This window comes from Cyanobacterium sp. Dongsha4, from assembly GCF_036345015.1.
Classification (GTDB): domain Bacteria; phylum Cyanobacteriota; class Cyanobacteriia; order Cyanobacteriales; family Cyanobacteriaceae; genus PCC-10605.
In genome coordinates this window covers 2,273,721-2,289,620 of sequence record NZ_CP084098.1, presented here as the reverse complement: position 1 = coordinate 2,289,620, position 15,900 = coordinate 2,273,721, and the positions used below count along the sequence as shown (strand labels likewise).

Annotated in this window: 12 protein-coding genes; 6 read left to right on the top strand and 6 right to left on the bottom strand. The window is 34.0% G+C overall.

Going from position 1 to position 15,900, the window contains the following annotated elements:
* Nucleotides 1-280: 280 nt before the first annotated feature.
* Entirely contained in the window at nt 281-2,779 is a 2,499-nt protein-coding gene (locus tag Dongsha4_RS09950) for a DNA topoisomerase (ATP-hydrolyzing) (RefSeq protein ID WP_330202252.1), read from the bottom strand.
* A 1,021-nt stretch (nt 2,780-3,800) separates the two neighbouring features.
* On the opposite strand from Dongsha4_RS09950, the gene Dongsha4_RS09945 reads away from it, so the two are divergent.
* Nucleotides 3,801-4,178 carry a hypothetical protein gene (locus tag Dongsha4_RS09945; protein ID WP_330202251.1) on the top strand — a complete coding sequence of 126 codons (378 nt, stop codon included), beginning with the start codon at nt 3,801-3,803 and terminating at the stop codon, nt 4,176-4,178.
* A gap of 132 nt (nt 4,179-4,310) precedes the next feature.
* Nucleotides 4,311-5,093 (top strand): peptidoglycan editing factor PgeF, encoded by a 783-nt coding sequence (gene pgeF / locus Dongsha4_RS09940; protein WP_330202250.1) that lies wholly within the window; start codon nt 4,311-4,313, stop codon nt 5,091-5,093.
* Between the two features lie 197 nt (nt 5,094-5,290).
* Here the strand turns inward: pgeF and Dongsha4_RS09935 are convergent, their stop codons facing one another.
* Together Dongsha4_RS09935 and Dongsha4_RS09930 are read right to left on the bottom strand one after the other, a co-directional pair.
* A complete protein-coding gene (locus tag Dongsha4_RS09935; RefSeq protein ID WP_330202249.1) occupies nt 5,291-8,605 on the bottom strand; it encodes an EAL domain-containing protein in 3,315 nt (1,104 codons plus the stop codon).
* Nucleotides 8,606-8,726: 121 nt separating this feature from the next.
* Complete coding sequence (locus Dongsha4_RS09930) at nt 8,727-10,517, bottom strand: putative bifunctional diguanylate cyclase/phosphodiesterase (RefSeq protein ID WP_330202248.1); 1,791 nt, start codon at nt 10,515-10,517, stop codon at nt 8,727-8,729.
* A 284-nt stretch (nt 10,518-10,801) separates the two neighbouring features.
* Between Dongsha4_RS09930 and Dongsha4_RS09925 the strand changes: the two genes are divergently transcribed.
* The 4 genes from Dongsha4_RS09925 (at nt 10,802) to Dongsha4_RS09910 (ending at nt 13,190) form a co-directional block, all read left to right on the top strand.
* The gene (locus Dongsha4_RS09925) at nt 10,802-11,647 is read left to right on the top strand and encodes a cell division protein FtsQ/DivIB (RefSeq protein WP_330202247.1); all 846 of its coding nucleotides are present in this window, start codon (nt 10,802-10,804) and stop codon (nt 11,645-11,647) included.
* A 147-nt stretch (nt 11,648-11,794) separates the two neighbouring features.
* Nucleotides 11,795-12,265, top strand: coding sequence for a DNA phosphorothioation-associated protein 4 (locus Dongsha4_RS09920; protein WP_330202246.1), 471 nt, complete (start codon nt 11,795-11,797; stop codon nt 12,263-12,265).
* A gap of 34 nt (nt 12,266-12,299) precedes the next feature.
* On the top strand, nt 12,300-12,587 hold the full coding sequence (locus Dongsha4_RS09915) for a (2Fe-2S) ferredoxin domain-containing protein (protein WP_330205417.1): 288 nt from the start codon (nt 12,300-12,302) through the stop codon (nt 12,585-12,587).
* Between the two features lie 99 nt (nt 12,588-12,686).
* A complete protein-coding gene (locus tag Dongsha4_RS09910; protein WP_330202245.1) occupies nt 12,687-13,190 on the top strand; it encodes a PAS domain-containing protein in 504 nt (167 codons plus the stop codon).
* A gap of 129 nt (nt 13,191-13,319) precedes the next feature.
* Here Dongsha4_RS09910 and Dongsha4_RS09905 read toward each other — a convergent pair whose 3' ends face one another.
* The 3 genes from Dongsha4_RS09905 to larC all read right to left on the bottom strand — a co-directional run bounded on the left by Dongsha4_RS09905 (nt 13,320) and on the right by larC (nt 15,892).
* The gene (locus Dongsha4_RS09905; RefSeq protein ID WP_330202244.1) at nt 13,320-13,568 is read right to left on the bottom strand and encodes a hypothetical protein; all 249 of its coding nucleotides are present in this window, start codon (nt 13,566-13,568) and stop codon (nt 13,320-13,322) included.
* Between the two features lie 162 nt (nt 13,569-13,730).
* A complete protein-coding gene (gene sufR / locus Dongsha4_RS09900; protein WP_330202243.1) occupies nt 13,731-14,369 on the bottom strand; it encodes an iron-sulfur cluster biosynthesis transcriptional regulator SufR in 639 nt (212 codons plus the stop codon).
* Nucleotides 14,370-14,701: 332 nt separating this feature from the next.
* Nucleotides 14,702-15,892 carry a nickel pincer cofactor biosynthesis protein LarC gene (gene larC, locus Dongsha4_RS09895; protein WP_330202242.1) on the bottom strand — a complete coding sequence of 397 codons (1,191 nt, stop codon included), beginning with the start codon at nt 15,890-15,892 and terminating at the stop codon, nt 14,702-14,704.
* Nucleotides 15,893-15,900: the final 8 nt, after the last annotated feature.

Sequence of the window (15,900 nt, the reverse complement as noted above, 5' to 3'; positions counted from 1 at the left end):
GGAACAATCAATATAGCCTTAAACTAGGCAATTATAGCTTAAATAGACTTCTGTTCGATGTAAAAATATCTGTTAAGGGCAGGTATCAGGGTATTTATTGGGGGATTAGGGAAGAGGAGTTAGGGGTTAGGAGTTAGGAGTTAGGGGTTAGGAGTTAGGGGTTAGGAGTTAGGAGTTAGGAGTTAGGAGTTATTAACTATCAACTATTCACTTTTGCCCATCTTCACAAACCAATTTTAAACGAGGTGCAGGATTTGAGTTAAACCTAACTTAAATTAGTTTAGTCAATTCCCCACCATTTAATGGTTAATTCTATTTTTTCATCATTGGTTAATTTGATTAAAGATTTTTCCGTCTGATTGTTAATGGAAAGTTTACTTATATCTAATAAATAACGGTTATCAGTTTCAGTTTTTGCCACAAGAATATCAGTGTCATCTGCTAAGAGAATATTAGTTAAATAATCTTCTTTACTCTTAAACTTAAATGCCTGATTTCCCAAATCTCCTAAACGAATTTTGCGTAAACTTTTAATGGGTAATAATTTACCGTATCCCAACGCAGAAATTAATAATAAATTACTTTTATTATCAACTTTTTCACAGCCAATGATTCTTTCCCCATATCTTAATTTAATACCGACATTTCCTTGCGCACTTTTACCCATAGTGGCAACATTATCTTCTGTTATTCCTAGTCTTAAAATTCTTCCTCCATTAGTTGCGATCGCAGCTTCTGAGTTTTCGCTTACTGGTAAGATAAACTGGAGGGAATCTTTCTGTTTTAATTTAATCAGTTGAAAGCCTCTATTACCTAAACCATCTAATTCACCGATACTAATTCGCTTCAGATAACCTCCTTGAGTTAACATCAGTAAACCACTAGCTTTTGTCTCTTCTAAACAAACATAGGCAATGGGTTTCGCATCGTTTTGGGTAGCACTATTGGAAACCAGTCTATCAATGGTTTGTTTGGTGGGATAAGCAGGAATATCCGCCAGAGAAAGAGGGTAAGCCTTACCGCTATCAAAAAAGACAATCAATTTTTCTGCTTTGGGGTTAACGGTTTGTTGATAGATAACTAAATCAGTATTTTTTTTAACAATGGGTGTATCAGAAATAGTGGCAGGTTTACGCCAATAAATTTTGCCCTTAGCAGTAATATGAATTAAAGCATCCTCTGGCATTTTTTGGGAAAAATCGAGGGGGAGGGAAGGTAATGATTCTTTTTTCTGTTTAGAGGCAGTTTTAGAAATTTTTTCTTCTTTAATACTCTTTAAGTTTAAAATTTTTGTCTTTCTATTATCTGCAAATTTACGTTTTAAACTCCGCAATTCTTTTTTTAAGGCTTTTAGTAATTCGTTTCTGTCTTCAAGTAACTGTTGTAATTGGTTAATTCTCTCTTGGAGTTGACTGTATTCTTCTTCTAATTTTTGCTTCTCTAACCCTGTAATTCTTCTCAATGGCATAGCCAGAATAGAGTTAGCCTGTGCCTCAGAAATTTTTAAATCTGTTTGCAATGTATTTTTTGCCGTTGTGCCATCAGCAGAATTACTAAGAATAGAAATGACTTTTTTGATATTTTTTAATGCTTTTAATAATCCTTCTAATAAATGGATTCTCTCTCTTTTTTCTTCTAATTCATAGCTATATTGTCTTGTTAAAGTCTGCTCTCTGAATTGTAAAAACTCATTTAATACCTCTTTCAAAGACAACTGACAAGGTTTATTGTTAACTAAACCAAGCATAATTATCCCAAAATTACTTTGCAATGCAGTTTGTTTATAAAGTTGATGCAATACTTGTGGAGGTTGAGCATCTTTTTTCAATTCTATCACAACTCTAATACCAGTGCGATCGCTCTCATCTCGGATGTCCGCAATATCAGTAATTTTTCCTTGATTAACTAAATCTGCGACTTTTTCAATCCACCCTGCCTTATTTACCTGAAAGGGCAATTCTGTGACAATGATGGCAGTTTTTTCCCGAATACGTTTCTTTTCTATTCTTAATTGTTCAATGGTAGCCACTCCTCGAATGGTTACAATACCTTTTCCTGTCAAATATGCCTCTTTGATACCATCTGGGTTAATAATTTCTCCTCCTGTGGGAAAATCAGGACCCGGTATCAACTCTATTAGCTTATTATCATCTAAATCGGGGCGGTCAATCAAAGCAATTAAACCATCAACAATTTCACCTAAATTATGGGGTGGAATATTGGTAGCCATACCCACAGCAATACCAGAGCATCCATTCAACAATAAAATCGGTAACTTAGCAGGAAGGACAACAGGCTCTTGTTGAGAATTATCAAAGTTACTGGTAAAATCAACAGTAGAATCGTTAACTTCTTCTAATAGACTCTCATAGGAAATAGGGGCAAGACGAGTTTCAGTATAACGCATAGCCGCCGCAGGATCATTGTCCACACTGCCAAAATTGCCATGGCCTGCTAATAAAGGATAACGACTAGAAAAATCTTGCACCAAGCGCACCATTGCATCATACACCGCTTGATCACCATGAGGATGATATTTTCCTAACACATCCCCCACTACTCTAGCACATTTTCGGAAAGGGCGATCGGGGCTTAGTCCTAATTCATACATAGCATATAGAATACGTCTATGAACTGGTTTTAAACCATCTCTCACATCTGGTAACGCTCTCCCTACAATAACACTCATAGCATATTCCAAATAGGATCTCTCCATTTCTGTGTGTAAAGCAGTAGGAATAATTTGACCTTGATTCAATAAATTTAACTGTTGTGCCATGAGTATTTTTGCTTAATATAATGAGGTAAGGATGTTTATAGGACTATTTTTAGAGATTAGCAAAGAATTTGAACGAAAGGAAAGATTAATTGAGAATTAGTGTTGAGGTTAGTAGATTTTAAAAGAGCAAAGTTAAAAGGGCAAGGGGCAAAAGTAATTAATAATCAGTAATTAGTAATTGATAACTTAAGAAATAAGTTTCCCCCCAATACCCCAGGGCTGTTTCATTCTAAATTTTTCTGGTTAAGGCAGGGAATACCTGAGTTCGGAGTTCGGAGTTCGGAGAGTTCGCTGCTCTCATGCACTCCCTTCGGTCGTGAACGGAGTTAAAAGTAATAATTATTGACAAAAAAGCTGAATAAATTGATTTTAAATGAGTTTTTCCTAAATTTAATAATTTTTTATTCCAAAATTGGCTCGATGATAACTCGAGGGCGCTTTATTTTTCGATACTTTTTCATCGAACTCAGGTAGGGAATAGGCACTCTTGCAATAGTTGTTAATGGTTTATGGTTATAAATTGATAATCTCAACATTTTTAACTACTTCTTAATCCTCAAAGCTCTAAAACCCTATATTCTTTTACTGGTAATAGTTTTAGCGTTTTTGTCTTTCTACTTTGAAACAGCCCTGCCCCAATACCCTAAAACCTGAAACCCGAAACCTGAAACCTCTTTCATTACTGCGAACTCTCAAACCTCAAGATATTAACCGAGGTAAACTTGAGGAAAACAAAAACTGAGAAAAAACCCTCGGATTGTATATAAATGTAACAAATTTTCAAAATAGAGAATTTATAAGCCTCAGAATCAATGAATTTAAGTCTTGTAAGTCATTTATTAGCACATCTTTTTCGGATAATATGTAAAAAAATATTACAAAAATCCTCATTTTCATTTTTCATTGCCTATACTGGCAATATGGGAACACATATCTAGTTGTTTATACTGAAACTTTATCTAAACTTTATATTGTTTGTTGTCTGTTTGTTGTCGTTAGAAATCTGAAGGAGCGAAAAGAAATGCAAATGTCGAATCAAAACACTTGGCGCGATAGCTATTTATTGTCTATGACTAAGAGTTTCCTCATCTGGAATTTGACTTTAACTGTTTGTTTTTTGGTTGTGGGCTTTCCGTTAGTGGTGATATTGATGACGGTGGGAGTTTTAGCCGCAGTGGTTTTACAGTCAGTTTTCCCCGCTAGTGCGATCGTGCTTGTGTCTAGTGGTATGCTAGGAGTAACTCTATCCTGTATTCTTTTCAGTTCGATTATTCTAACTCTTAAAGGTGTTCATCCTAATGAGGTAAAATGGTTAGGATGGTTACAAGATAATGATAAAGTGACTCGCAGAGCTTTATATGCTTCTTGCCCTTTAACTTGTAGTATTACTCAGTATTAATTGCTTGAAAGAATCTGAAATGTACGATGTAGAATGTAGAAAAATGTTTAGTTAAATTTATATTAATCATTGAGATGATAAAGGAATAATGCCTTTACTTCTTCATTCTTCATTTTTAATTCTTCATTGTATATGACTAATTCTTCTATGTGGCAATGGCGAGAGACGGAAAAAGGTAGATTTTTAACCTGTGATTTGCTGAGGAATTGGCAACACGGGTTTTTTACTTGTCATTTTCAGGGGGATTCCCCAAATATTCTTGTTAGTTATTTAAACCCAAATGCTTCTGTTTATCGTCTTAAGCAAATTCATAGCGATATTCTCTTTTCTACTGCAACATTAGATAGCCACTATTTATCTAGTGCTGATTTATTGGAAGGGGATGGTATTGTCTCTAGTAAGTCTTTGGATTCAGTTTGGTGTGCTAGTGCTGATTGTACACCTGTTCTTATTGCTGATCAAGGTAGTGGTAGGGTGATGGCGATTCATTCGGGATGGCGTGGCACTTCTACTGCAATTGTACCAAAGGCGATCGCACTTTTACAATCTCAAGGGTCGAAATTAGGAGATTTACTGTTTGCTTTAGGTCCTGCTATTCATGGTAAGGTATATCAAGTCAATAAGGAAGTTGCTGTTGAGGTTTTAAAAACTATTTTCCCTTCAGATACTCCCTCAGAATTAATCATTGAAAAAGCCTTACAAATAGAAAATCAGCCGATTTTACCTGATGAGGAAGAAAATAAAGTTAGATTAAATGTTACTCAGGTGATTAATTTACAAATTCAACAACAAGGTATAAACTTAAATAAAATTGCGATCGCGCCCTATTGTACTTATCAAACCCCAGAAGATTTCTTTTCCTATCGTCGCACTAAAGAGAAAAATATTCAATGGAGTGGTATTGTTTCTCAGTAACCTTAGTTGGATATAAAATTGTCAATTAAGGTTAAGGTAGGCACTCATGCAAAAGGCAGAGTAAAAAGGGCAAAAGAGCAAAGAGCAAAGGTAAATAGTTTATAATTAATAACTCCTAACTCCTAATCCCCCAATCCCCCAACAACCTGACACTTAACTGATATTCTTAAATTGAAATAAAGTTAAATACCAATATATTACTTGTCAATTTTTAGCCAATCTGTTGCTTTATCTTTTGCTATGGGAGGTGAAAACAAATATCCTTGTCCTAGTTTACACTTTTGGCTGATTAACCATTGTCTTTGTTCTTCAGTTTCAATGCCTTCTGCGATCGCACGTATGCCTAAAGATTGAGCTAGAGCTAAAATAGAGCTAACAATTACTTGATTATGGTTTTTAGAAGAAGAAAAATTCATAAAACTGCGATCGATTTTTAAAGCGTCCACAGATAATTGATGTAAATATCCTAAACAAGAGTATCCCGTACCAAAATCATCAATACTGATTTGAATGCTTCTTTGTTTTATCTGGCTTAATAAATTATTCGTGTCTTCAAAATCTTTAATCAACATACTTTCGGTAATTTCCAACACTAATGTATTTTGTTGAATAGGGTAAATATCGAGAATTTTGTCTAGTAAAGGAATAATCGATTCTGTGAGTTGTTGCACCGAAAGATTAATGTTAATTTTTAAGGGTAAATTAAATTGATGTTGCCATTGAAATAACTGTTGACAGGCAGTTTTAAAAATCCACTCTCCCAAATCGTTAATTAAACCAATCTCCTCCATTACATTAATAAAATCGCAGGGGTATATAATTCCTTCTTGGGGATGTTGCCATCTAATTAAGACTTCAAATCCCTCTGTAGTTAATTTTTCCAAATTAACAATTGGTTGATAGTAAAGTGTAAATTGATTTTCCTCTAACGCCTTTCTTAAATTATTTTCTAAATTTAATCTCAGAACCGTTTGTTGGTGCATCTGAGGGTCAAAAATGGCATATTTCCCTTTACCTTGATGCTTTGCTTTATACATGGCTATATCTGCGTCTCTGAGAACATCTTGAGGTGTTTTATGTTTAGTGTTACCAATGACGATGCCAATGCTAGTATTAGTAAATACTTGACGATGGGAAAGGATAAATGGCGATCGCATCGAGTCTAAAATTCTTTGAGCAACTATTACAGCTTGTTCTACTTCTGTTATATCTTCAAGGAGAATAACAAATTCATCTCCTCCTAAACGGGCGGCTATGTCTGTATCTCGAATAAAAGTTTGTAATAATGCCCCAATTTGTAATAATAATTCATCACCAATTAAATGACCAAGACTATCATTGACTAATTTAAAATTGTCCAGATCAAAAAATAAAAGAGCAAAATTAGATTGAGTGTAACGGCGATTTCTTTTTAAGGCTAAATCAAGTCTTTTGATTAATAGATTACGATTGGGCAACCCTGTTAATTTATCATGGAGAGCATCATGCTTTAGTTGTACTTCCATGGAGATGCGATCGCTCACATCCCTTGATGTGGTTTGTATATAGACTAAATTTCCTTGGTTGTCATAAATTTTTTTGCTGAGGGTTTCTAACCAGATATAGTTACCTGATTTGCAGAGAATGCGATAGGTAATAGTTCGACTATCCTCGTTTCTATCTGTAGAATATACAGAACAATTATCATAAATATAACTATGGTCATCAGGGTGAAAAAGTGTTTCTAAGTCTATTTCTTTTAACTCCGTTGCGGTATAACCCAATAAAAACTCACAAGAAGGAGTTGCATAAACAAGTTTTTTATCTGCATTAAATAAACAAATTAAGTCACTCATGTTTTCTGTGACTAAGCGCAAACGTTCTTCACTTTTAGCCAAATTTATTTCTGCTTGTTTACGGTTACTAATATCCATAATCAAACTATCCCAAAGTACCGCACCATCATCGAGTTTTGTCGGTCTGCCAAAGCCTTGTAACCATTTTTTCTTACCGGAAGGGGTTTTAATTCGCCACTGCCAAAACCAAGGTTGTAAAGTTTGTGCTGATTTGAGTATAGATTCTTGCATGGCGGGTATATCTTCTGAGTGAATTAAATCCCAAAGAATTGCCACATTATTAATAGCTTCTTCAGCTTTGATTTCCCAAAGTTCATAACATCCCTCACTCATATAAATAATTTGATCAGTATGATCAGGATGTAAGATATAACGGAAAATTGCTCCCGGTACATTTTTCGCCATGTTGCGGAATCTTTGTTCACTTTCTTTTAGGGCTAATTCTGCTAATTTGCGATCGCTAATATCCGTTAAAGTTCCCACATAACCTTTTAAATTTCCTTCGCTGTCATATTCTGGTAACGATTGAGTATAAACCCAAACAATTTTGCCATCAGAGTGGAGAAAACGGCATTCCATCTCAAATATGGTTTTCTCTTTAATGGAATTTTCCCATAATCTTAAAATTGATTCTTTATCATCGGGGTGAAAGGCATTTTTCCATTTATCCGCCACAGCATCTTCATAGGAAATGCCCGTTAGCTTTGTATAATGATGATTAACATAAATACATTGAAATTGATTATTAGTCCGAAAAATTCCCACTGGTACAGAAGAAGCCAGACTGGCATAACTTTCCTGACTATCTTTTAATTTTTTCTCTAAGGCAATACGGCGATTAACTTCTTTCTTGAGGGAAAAATTCCAAAGTAGGAGAAAGAATAAGCCGATAAAAGGCAGATAAAAAACTGAATTTATTACTTCTTTTTTAACAGTTACCCAACTAAATTTAGGCTCTGGTTCTAACCATTGCTTTTTTGCTTGATAATAAACAGAATCGCCATTATCTATGAGTTTTTCCAGTTGATGATCTAATTTTTGTAATAGTGATTTTGGGTCTTTATTCTTAACAATAAAATGTAAACGAGCTGGATTTAATAAAATATTTGTTTTTTCTACATCAAATTTACTCTGAGCGATTTTACCGAAAAGATGATTAATAATTCCTGCATCAATATCTCCTTTTTCTAAAAGTACAAATATCTCCTCAAAACTTCCTATCTCTACTAACTCAGGAGAAATGCCGAAAGATTTAATATATTTATTAATGGCTTCTTCTTGAATGCTATTTTTTAAAACCCCTACTTTTTTACCGTCTAAGTCTAATATTGTCTCTAATTTAAGACCTTTACGAGTATAAACTTGAGACCAACTGGCTAAAACTACTTCATTGTTAAAATCAAAGATGCGATCGCGCTCTGGAGAATAAGCTACATCTAACATCAAATCTAATTTACCCTGCTCCACTAAACTTAAACACTGACTCCATTCACAGGGAATATAATTAATAGACCAATTTTCTTGTTTACCTATTTCGTTGACAATATCCACCCAAAAGCCAGAAGGCTTCCAAAAATTAGAAGACTTCTTATCCTTACTTAAAAAAACCTTTGGCGGATTTTCATAAATTCCAATAGTAACTGTTTCGCTGGAATTTTGTGCTAAAACTTCTGACATTTTTAACGGACAAACAAAGACAAAAAACCCCCATAACAGTCTCGAATATTTCATTGATAAAGAAAGCCATTATAATTAAAATCTTTCCATCTTCAGTATAAGTTATTTGAATTACGAGTTACTAACTTCTAATGAGTTTTTCAATGTCTTGACTTGACTGAGGATGACCAAATAAGTAACCTTGCACATATTCACATTGATACTGCTTAACTTTGTCTAGTTGAAATTCTGTTTCTACCCCCTCCGCCACTACTTCCATATCTAAGTTATGGGCTAAATTAACTATACTTGCAAGGATTTTTTCTTTTCTCTCATGCTTCCCAATGGCACGAATAAAACAGGAATCAACTTTCAAAATATCAATAGGAAACTGATATAAACGACTAAGAGAGGAATAACCCGTACCAAAATCATCAATACACAATTTTATACCTAATTCTTTTAGTTCTCTTAACATTACATCTGCAATACTATCAGTTTCTAAAATAGCACTTTCGGTAATTTCTAATTTAATTAAGTGGCGATCGCATTTTGTTTTTTGTAAAACATCATCTACTGTTGCCACTAAATCAGACTGTTTAAATTGACGGGGAGACAAGTTTATATTCATAAATAAAGAATTACTTGAATTTAACTGATTAAAATGTCTCGACTGCTCACAAGCCTTAGTTAGTACCCATTTACCAATATCAATAATTAAACCTGTTTCTTCAGCTAAAGGAATAAACTCGGCGGGGGAAATAGCACCTTTTTCGGGATGATGCCAACGCAACAAAGACTCAAAACCGACTATGGTTTGTTCATTAACAGAAACTATGGGTTGATAAAAAAGCTCGAATTGTTCTCTTTCAAGGGCTTTACGCAAATCATTTTCTAAATTTAAACGCTTGACTGCCACTTGGTGCATGGTTTTATTAAAAATCGCCGAGCGAGACTTCCCCAGAGACTTTGCCCGATACATAGCTAAGTCTGCATCTCTTAACATTTCCTCTTGAGTTTCATAACCCACATTACTTAAAGCAATCCCGATACTGCAAGATGTAAATACCTCTTGAGAGCCTAAAGTTAAAGGTTTCTGTAGATTAAACTGGATGCGATCGGCAATTTGAGAAACAATACTTAAATCATTTACATTTTCAATGATAATTGTAAACTCATCCCCTCCCAAACGAGCTAGTTTATCTTGAGGGCGAATACTTTTTTTGATTCTTCTGGCTACTTCTTGTAAAAAAACATCTCCCACCGAATGCCCTAAAGTATCGTTAATTAATTTAAAACCGTCTAAATCCAAAAACAAAAGAGCAAACATAGAATCTTGACATTGATTGGCTTGTATCAAACTTTTATGTAATTCTTTGAGAAACCAACCCCGATTATATAAACCCGTTAAAGAATCATGAAAGGCATCATAGATTAATTTTTTCTCCGCTTCTTTTTTTTCGGTTACATCCCTTTGAATAGCTAAATAGTGAGTTAATGTCCCTTCCGAGTTATAAATAGGTTCAATATGCCATTGATTATAAAATTCTGTGCCATCCTTACGATAGTTGATTGCTTCTCCAAAAAAAACTTTTCCCTTTCTCAACTTATTCTTTAATTCCTTAAAGATGGTGCGATCAGTATTTGGTCCTTGTAAAATACGAGGAGTTTTGCCTATAATTTCATTCTCCTGATACCCAGTCATTTTCGTGAAAGCCTTATTCACAAATACAATTCTTGGCCCCGGATAATCTAATTGTGTATCTGTAATGACGATAGAATCATGGGCGCTGTGAACCGCCGCCGCCAACAATGTCACTTCTTCTGACCTATTTTGTCCTACTAAGTCAGATAATTTTTGTGTCGATGAAGATGAAGTAGCAGAAATAGGATTTTTCATGACATTACCTGAAGAATGTTGGCGAGAAATCATTATAAATACTTAAAGATATAGATAATTATTTAGGTAAAAGATTTATTGTTAATTTCTCAATATAAATTTACCTAGGTTCAATTATAAAGGAAATGTTAAGACTGGTAAAAATAGATGAGCTAGGAAATGTCTAAATCGTTAGGAGATAGGCAACAGGCAAATTCAAAAGGGCAAGGGGCAAAGGGCGAAGGTAAATAGGTGAAAATTAGTGAAGAATTGTCCATTGTTAACTAGAATAGGGTCAATTATTTATTATCGTGGTTGAAACCATCATTGGTAAATCAATGGCTAATCAAACTTTTGTTTCCACTACTACTATTAGAAGTCGCCGAGAAGAAAGAAAAAAAGAGCGTAGATGGCGAGATTTTATTGCGGTAGTTCGTTTTTTGATGATTTTATCTATAACAGGGGGAGTGTTTTGGTTTATTACTTTACCTAATTGGGTAATTAAAAATAGTCAGCAAATAGATATAGAAGGTAATAGTTTACTGAGTGATGATGAGGTGCGTAGTTTGATTCCTTTGCAATATCCTCAATCTTTGTTAAAGTTATCTACCCAAGAGTTGAGTAAAAATTTACAGACTTTAGTGCCTGTTGAAAATGTTGTTATTCAAAAAGAATTATTCCCCCCTCATTTAAAAATTTCTTTGGAAGAGAAAAAACCAGTTGCGATCGCACTTGCTCCTGAAATAGAGGAAAAAACCAATAAATTAACAATTCAAACTATCGGATATTTAGACAAAGATGGAGTATTTGTTTCCAATGAAGTGTATCACAATTTAAAAGAAAATCCGGAGCAACTACCAACACTAAAAATCATTGGAGCACCCCAGACTTATCTTCCTTATTGGCAAGAATTATATAGCTTTCTGACTCAGTCCACTGTCAAGATTAATACCGTTGACTGGCAAAATCCCACTAACTTAGTGCTACTTACAGACTTAGGAAAAATATACTTAGGTGCTTATACCCCGAAAAAATTTTCACAGCAATTAATGGTGTTAGAAAAACTTAAAGTTATTACTGCCCAAGTGCGTCGAGAAGATATTATCTATATTGATTTAACAGACCCTGAAATTCCTTCTATTAGTAAAAAAGAATCAGTGAAAAAGGAGAAAAATAGCAATTAATTTATTGTTTGGGATGTTGAGGAATTGGGAAATTGGGGGGTTGGGGTGTTAGGGTTTTAGGGAGAAATTTCTTTTTATCTTAACTCTTAACTCCGAACTCAAATTGCCCCTTGCCCTTGTTACTTTGCCTTTTAATTCATAAAAATTATGTCTAATAGAGTTAGAATATCTCAGGACAAAGCTGATTTAGTCCAAAATTTAGTAATATCTCCCCATAATCCTCAAGGAGTATTTTCTACTTATGCAGATTTAATGGCTTTCGCCGCTTCTTTAGGTAAGAGTTATAATTGTCCTATGACTTTAGGTGCGATCGCAAAAGAACCTTCCCCCATCAGTATAGAGGTTTTTAACTCCCGTGGTTATGAATCTTTATTTAAACTATTAGGCATTACTAGCACCCACGACTTAAATATTATTTCTAGCTATGAAGAAAATCAAGAAGAAGCCAGAATTAAAATTTTTGAAGAATATGCCAATGGCGGATTAGATAGATTACAACAACAGTTAAAAGGAGCAGTTGACTATAGTGAGAGAATATTATTAATTCTTACTCAAGAAAAAGAGTGTCTTTCAACGGTCAAAAATAATAATTTCGATCTTAGAAAATTTATTAAATAGGAGGATAATAAAAAGATTTTTAGCTTGATGGGGAATAACATTTATTAACGCCTTTCAAAGAGGAAAAATGCTAAAAGAAAACTTATTTTTATGTATGGGTTCAGCTTGTCATCAGTTAGGAGTTTATGAAGTTTTACCAAAACTACAAACATTAATAAGTGAGTATGATATAGACCAAATAGTTGAATTAAAAGGTTGTTTTTGCTTAGAAACTTGTAGCTCAGGAATTGTTATGAAATTTAAAGACCATTTATTTATTAATATTAGTCCTCAAAATTTAGAAGAAAAATTTATCCATGAAATTTTACCCATGATAAAATAAAACCAATTTATCGCTATTTTTGTCCATAGTTATTAAGTTTAAATCCTAAATTATATTCCCTCTAAAGTAATATTTTCCTCAAAGCACTAAATTAAAATAATGTTAGAAAATAACCATCACTATCTCTATAAATTAGCGTGGGAATATCACCCTAATGCACTAATTGCTGTCAATTCTGATTTAGAAATTCAGTTGGTGAATCCTGCTTTCTGCAGGTTATTCAAATTGGAAAGCTGTGCAATCAAAGGTCAATTAGCTGTTAATATTTTCGGCGATATAGAACATTTAAAAAGTGCTTGGAAAGAGAAAAAAAATATAGAAAATTCAATTAAAGAATATCCTAAACCAGAGATATTTGTTAAAGAATTTATTTACCCCATAGAAGAAAAAAATTTGATTCTCTGCATAATGATAGACTTGACTTCTGAAATTAAACAAAAGAAAGAATTAACAAAAATGCAGGAAGAAATGATTAAGCAAGTCAATAATGTTGTTAATAATCAGATGAAAGTTGCTCAAGAAATTGCAGGACTTTTGGGAGAAACAACGGCAGAAACAAAAGTTAATTTATTTAAGTTATTACAATTATTTAATAATCAATAATAGCGACAAACAAAGTGGCTTCATTACTCTGAAGATGTACATTATTAGTTAGGGTAGGCAACAAGTAATTAACTATTAGTAATTAATTAAAACCTGATACCTGCCCTCATGAGATAACTTCAACGCCAACTAGCTCTTGTTAGAATAATCTGCGATCGCACTTATATAGAGAAGATGTATAATTAAAACTCCGCCCCAAATTAGACTAAACTGACTAGCCCAAGACCACTCAGGATGATTAAAATTGTGAAAAAACCATACCCCCGAATTAGTAGCGATAAAGAGTGCAGTATGGACAGCAAAATTCATGAGATCATCTAATTTACGAAATTCAGGATCATTTTGACGATCAGGTTTTCTAGGCCAACGTGGAGGCATAATTTTTGAAATAACTCAGATAAAATTTACACACTTCTTTATATTATACTCAGTAAAGAAATAAAAAATAATGATGAGTTGTAAAGGAACGGAAAGAAGAAAAACATTATTTTACAACCCTCAAATTATGACCTTATTCTCTGTTGTGGTAAATAGATTTATTCAGTCAACCTTAATTAAATAACCGCAACGATGTTCACCCTGATGAATCCAGTTTGTACGCTCTACTAAACACTCAGGAAATAGAGAACTAAACATTTCTAATTCATGGCTACATACTTGAGGATAAGATTCAGCTACATCAGAAATAGCACAATTATGCTCAGAAATAAAAAATTGAGGGGGATTTTCTTCGATTATAAATAATTCAGCCATGTAACCTTCTTCTTTTCTCATTTTCACTAACTGAGTTACCTTTTCTTCTAAAGATTTACCTTCCATGAATTTACGGTAGTTATCAGCTTTTTTCTCCCATTGTTTTTGCAATACCCTACTAACTTCATTTTCTCCTACTGTTTCGGTGAGAGTATCCAAAAAAGAAACGGCAAACTCTCCATAATTCTGGGGGAAGCGATCGCGCCCTTGACGTGACAGAGAATACAAATATTGGGGTCTGCCTGTTTTCACTCGAATTAAATCATATTCAATTAAACCCTGTTCCTGCAAATCCTTCAAATGTCTGCGGGTTGCTTGGGTACTAATATTCATAGCTTCTGCTATATTTTGTGCCGAAGCCTGAGTTTCTTTCAGCAAATATTGTAAGATTGCTTCTTTACTTGATGATTGGAGGGAAGTGTTCATAGTCTTCCTGAAGAAATGCTGAAATTAATGATATATAGTTTAATTAGGTCGAATAAAACAACAAATTAGTTGCTTAAGTTATCAGTATAGCATTAACTGAAATTTTGGAATTTTAATTCTTAAATCTGAGTTCTGGATAAATTGGTAAAAGGGCAAAGAGTAAGGGGCAGGAGGCAACAGTCAAAAAGCAAACCTCTCTATGTCTCCCCTTAAAAGAAACCCCCTTTATCCCTCTTTTGTCAAACTCCGCAAACACTTGCAATTTTATAGATTCTGGAACTTTTGAAAAAAACCTGCTCTCGAGGAGGTTTGCCCCTCGCCCTTAATAAAACTCAGGTTTGCTTCTCGTAAAATTCCCTTACCACTTCCCATTGAATTCTATTAATAGGAATATCTAATTGACGGGCAATAGTTGCACAATCTTCATATTCAGGATAGACATTCACAATTTTCTCGTTCTTTTTAGCGATTTTTAATCTTATATCGCCATATTTACTCTTAATAGTTCTAATTTCTCGCTCTAGTATCGATCTTTGTTGAATTTGTCTGCGAATGCCTAAAGTCGTAGTCTCTCGGAAAATAAGATTTTCACATATACTGATTTTGTCAAGCTCACAAATTACTGTCAACAAAACCCCAAGACGACTTTTTTTCATCATCACAGGTTGAGTAAAGACATCTTTTGCACCAATATTTAATAAATCTTCTAAGACATAAGCCAAAATTTGGGGGTTACAATCATCAATTTGAGTTTCTAAGACTGCTATTTCCTCTAAATCAGATAACTCTATTTCCCCTATCCAAAGACGTAAAACATTAGGTAGAGATAAATCATGACTTCCTGCACCATTGCCTATTTTCTCTAAATTCATTTTGGGAGGTTGTCCAAAACTTTCCGTTAACGTCGCCGCAATTGCCGCCCCTGTGGGAGTAACTAATTCTTTTTCAATACCGTTGCTATATATTGGGATTTTACGGCTTTGTAACAACTCTAGCACGGCGGGTACTGGTACTGGTAATATTCCGTGAGCGGCTTTGACTGTGCCTCCTCCTGTGGGTAAAGGTGAGCAGTATAATTTTTCTATCCCTAAATAATCTAATCCGATACAAGTACCAACAATATCAACAATGGCATCTACTGCCCCCACTTCGTGAAAATGGACTTTATCTATGTTTGTATTATGAACTTTTGCTTCTGCGATCGCAAGTTGACGAACAATAGCTAAACTATTAGCCTTAATTTGAGGGGCTAAATTACTTTGATTAATAATATGTTCAATATCTGCTAAATGTCTATGGTGATGGTGATGATGAGAATGAGATGTTAAATGGACATGAATTTTTGTCGCACAAAGCCCATTTCTAGTTACAGTTTCTTCTTGTAATTTATACTCTTGACTGATATTTAAGCTCTCTAAACTTTTCTCTAAATATTCTAGTGGCACACCAGCGGAAACTAATGCCCCTAAAAACATATCCCCTGCTATTCCTGTATGACATTGTAAATAAGCGATTTTACTCATATAAGATA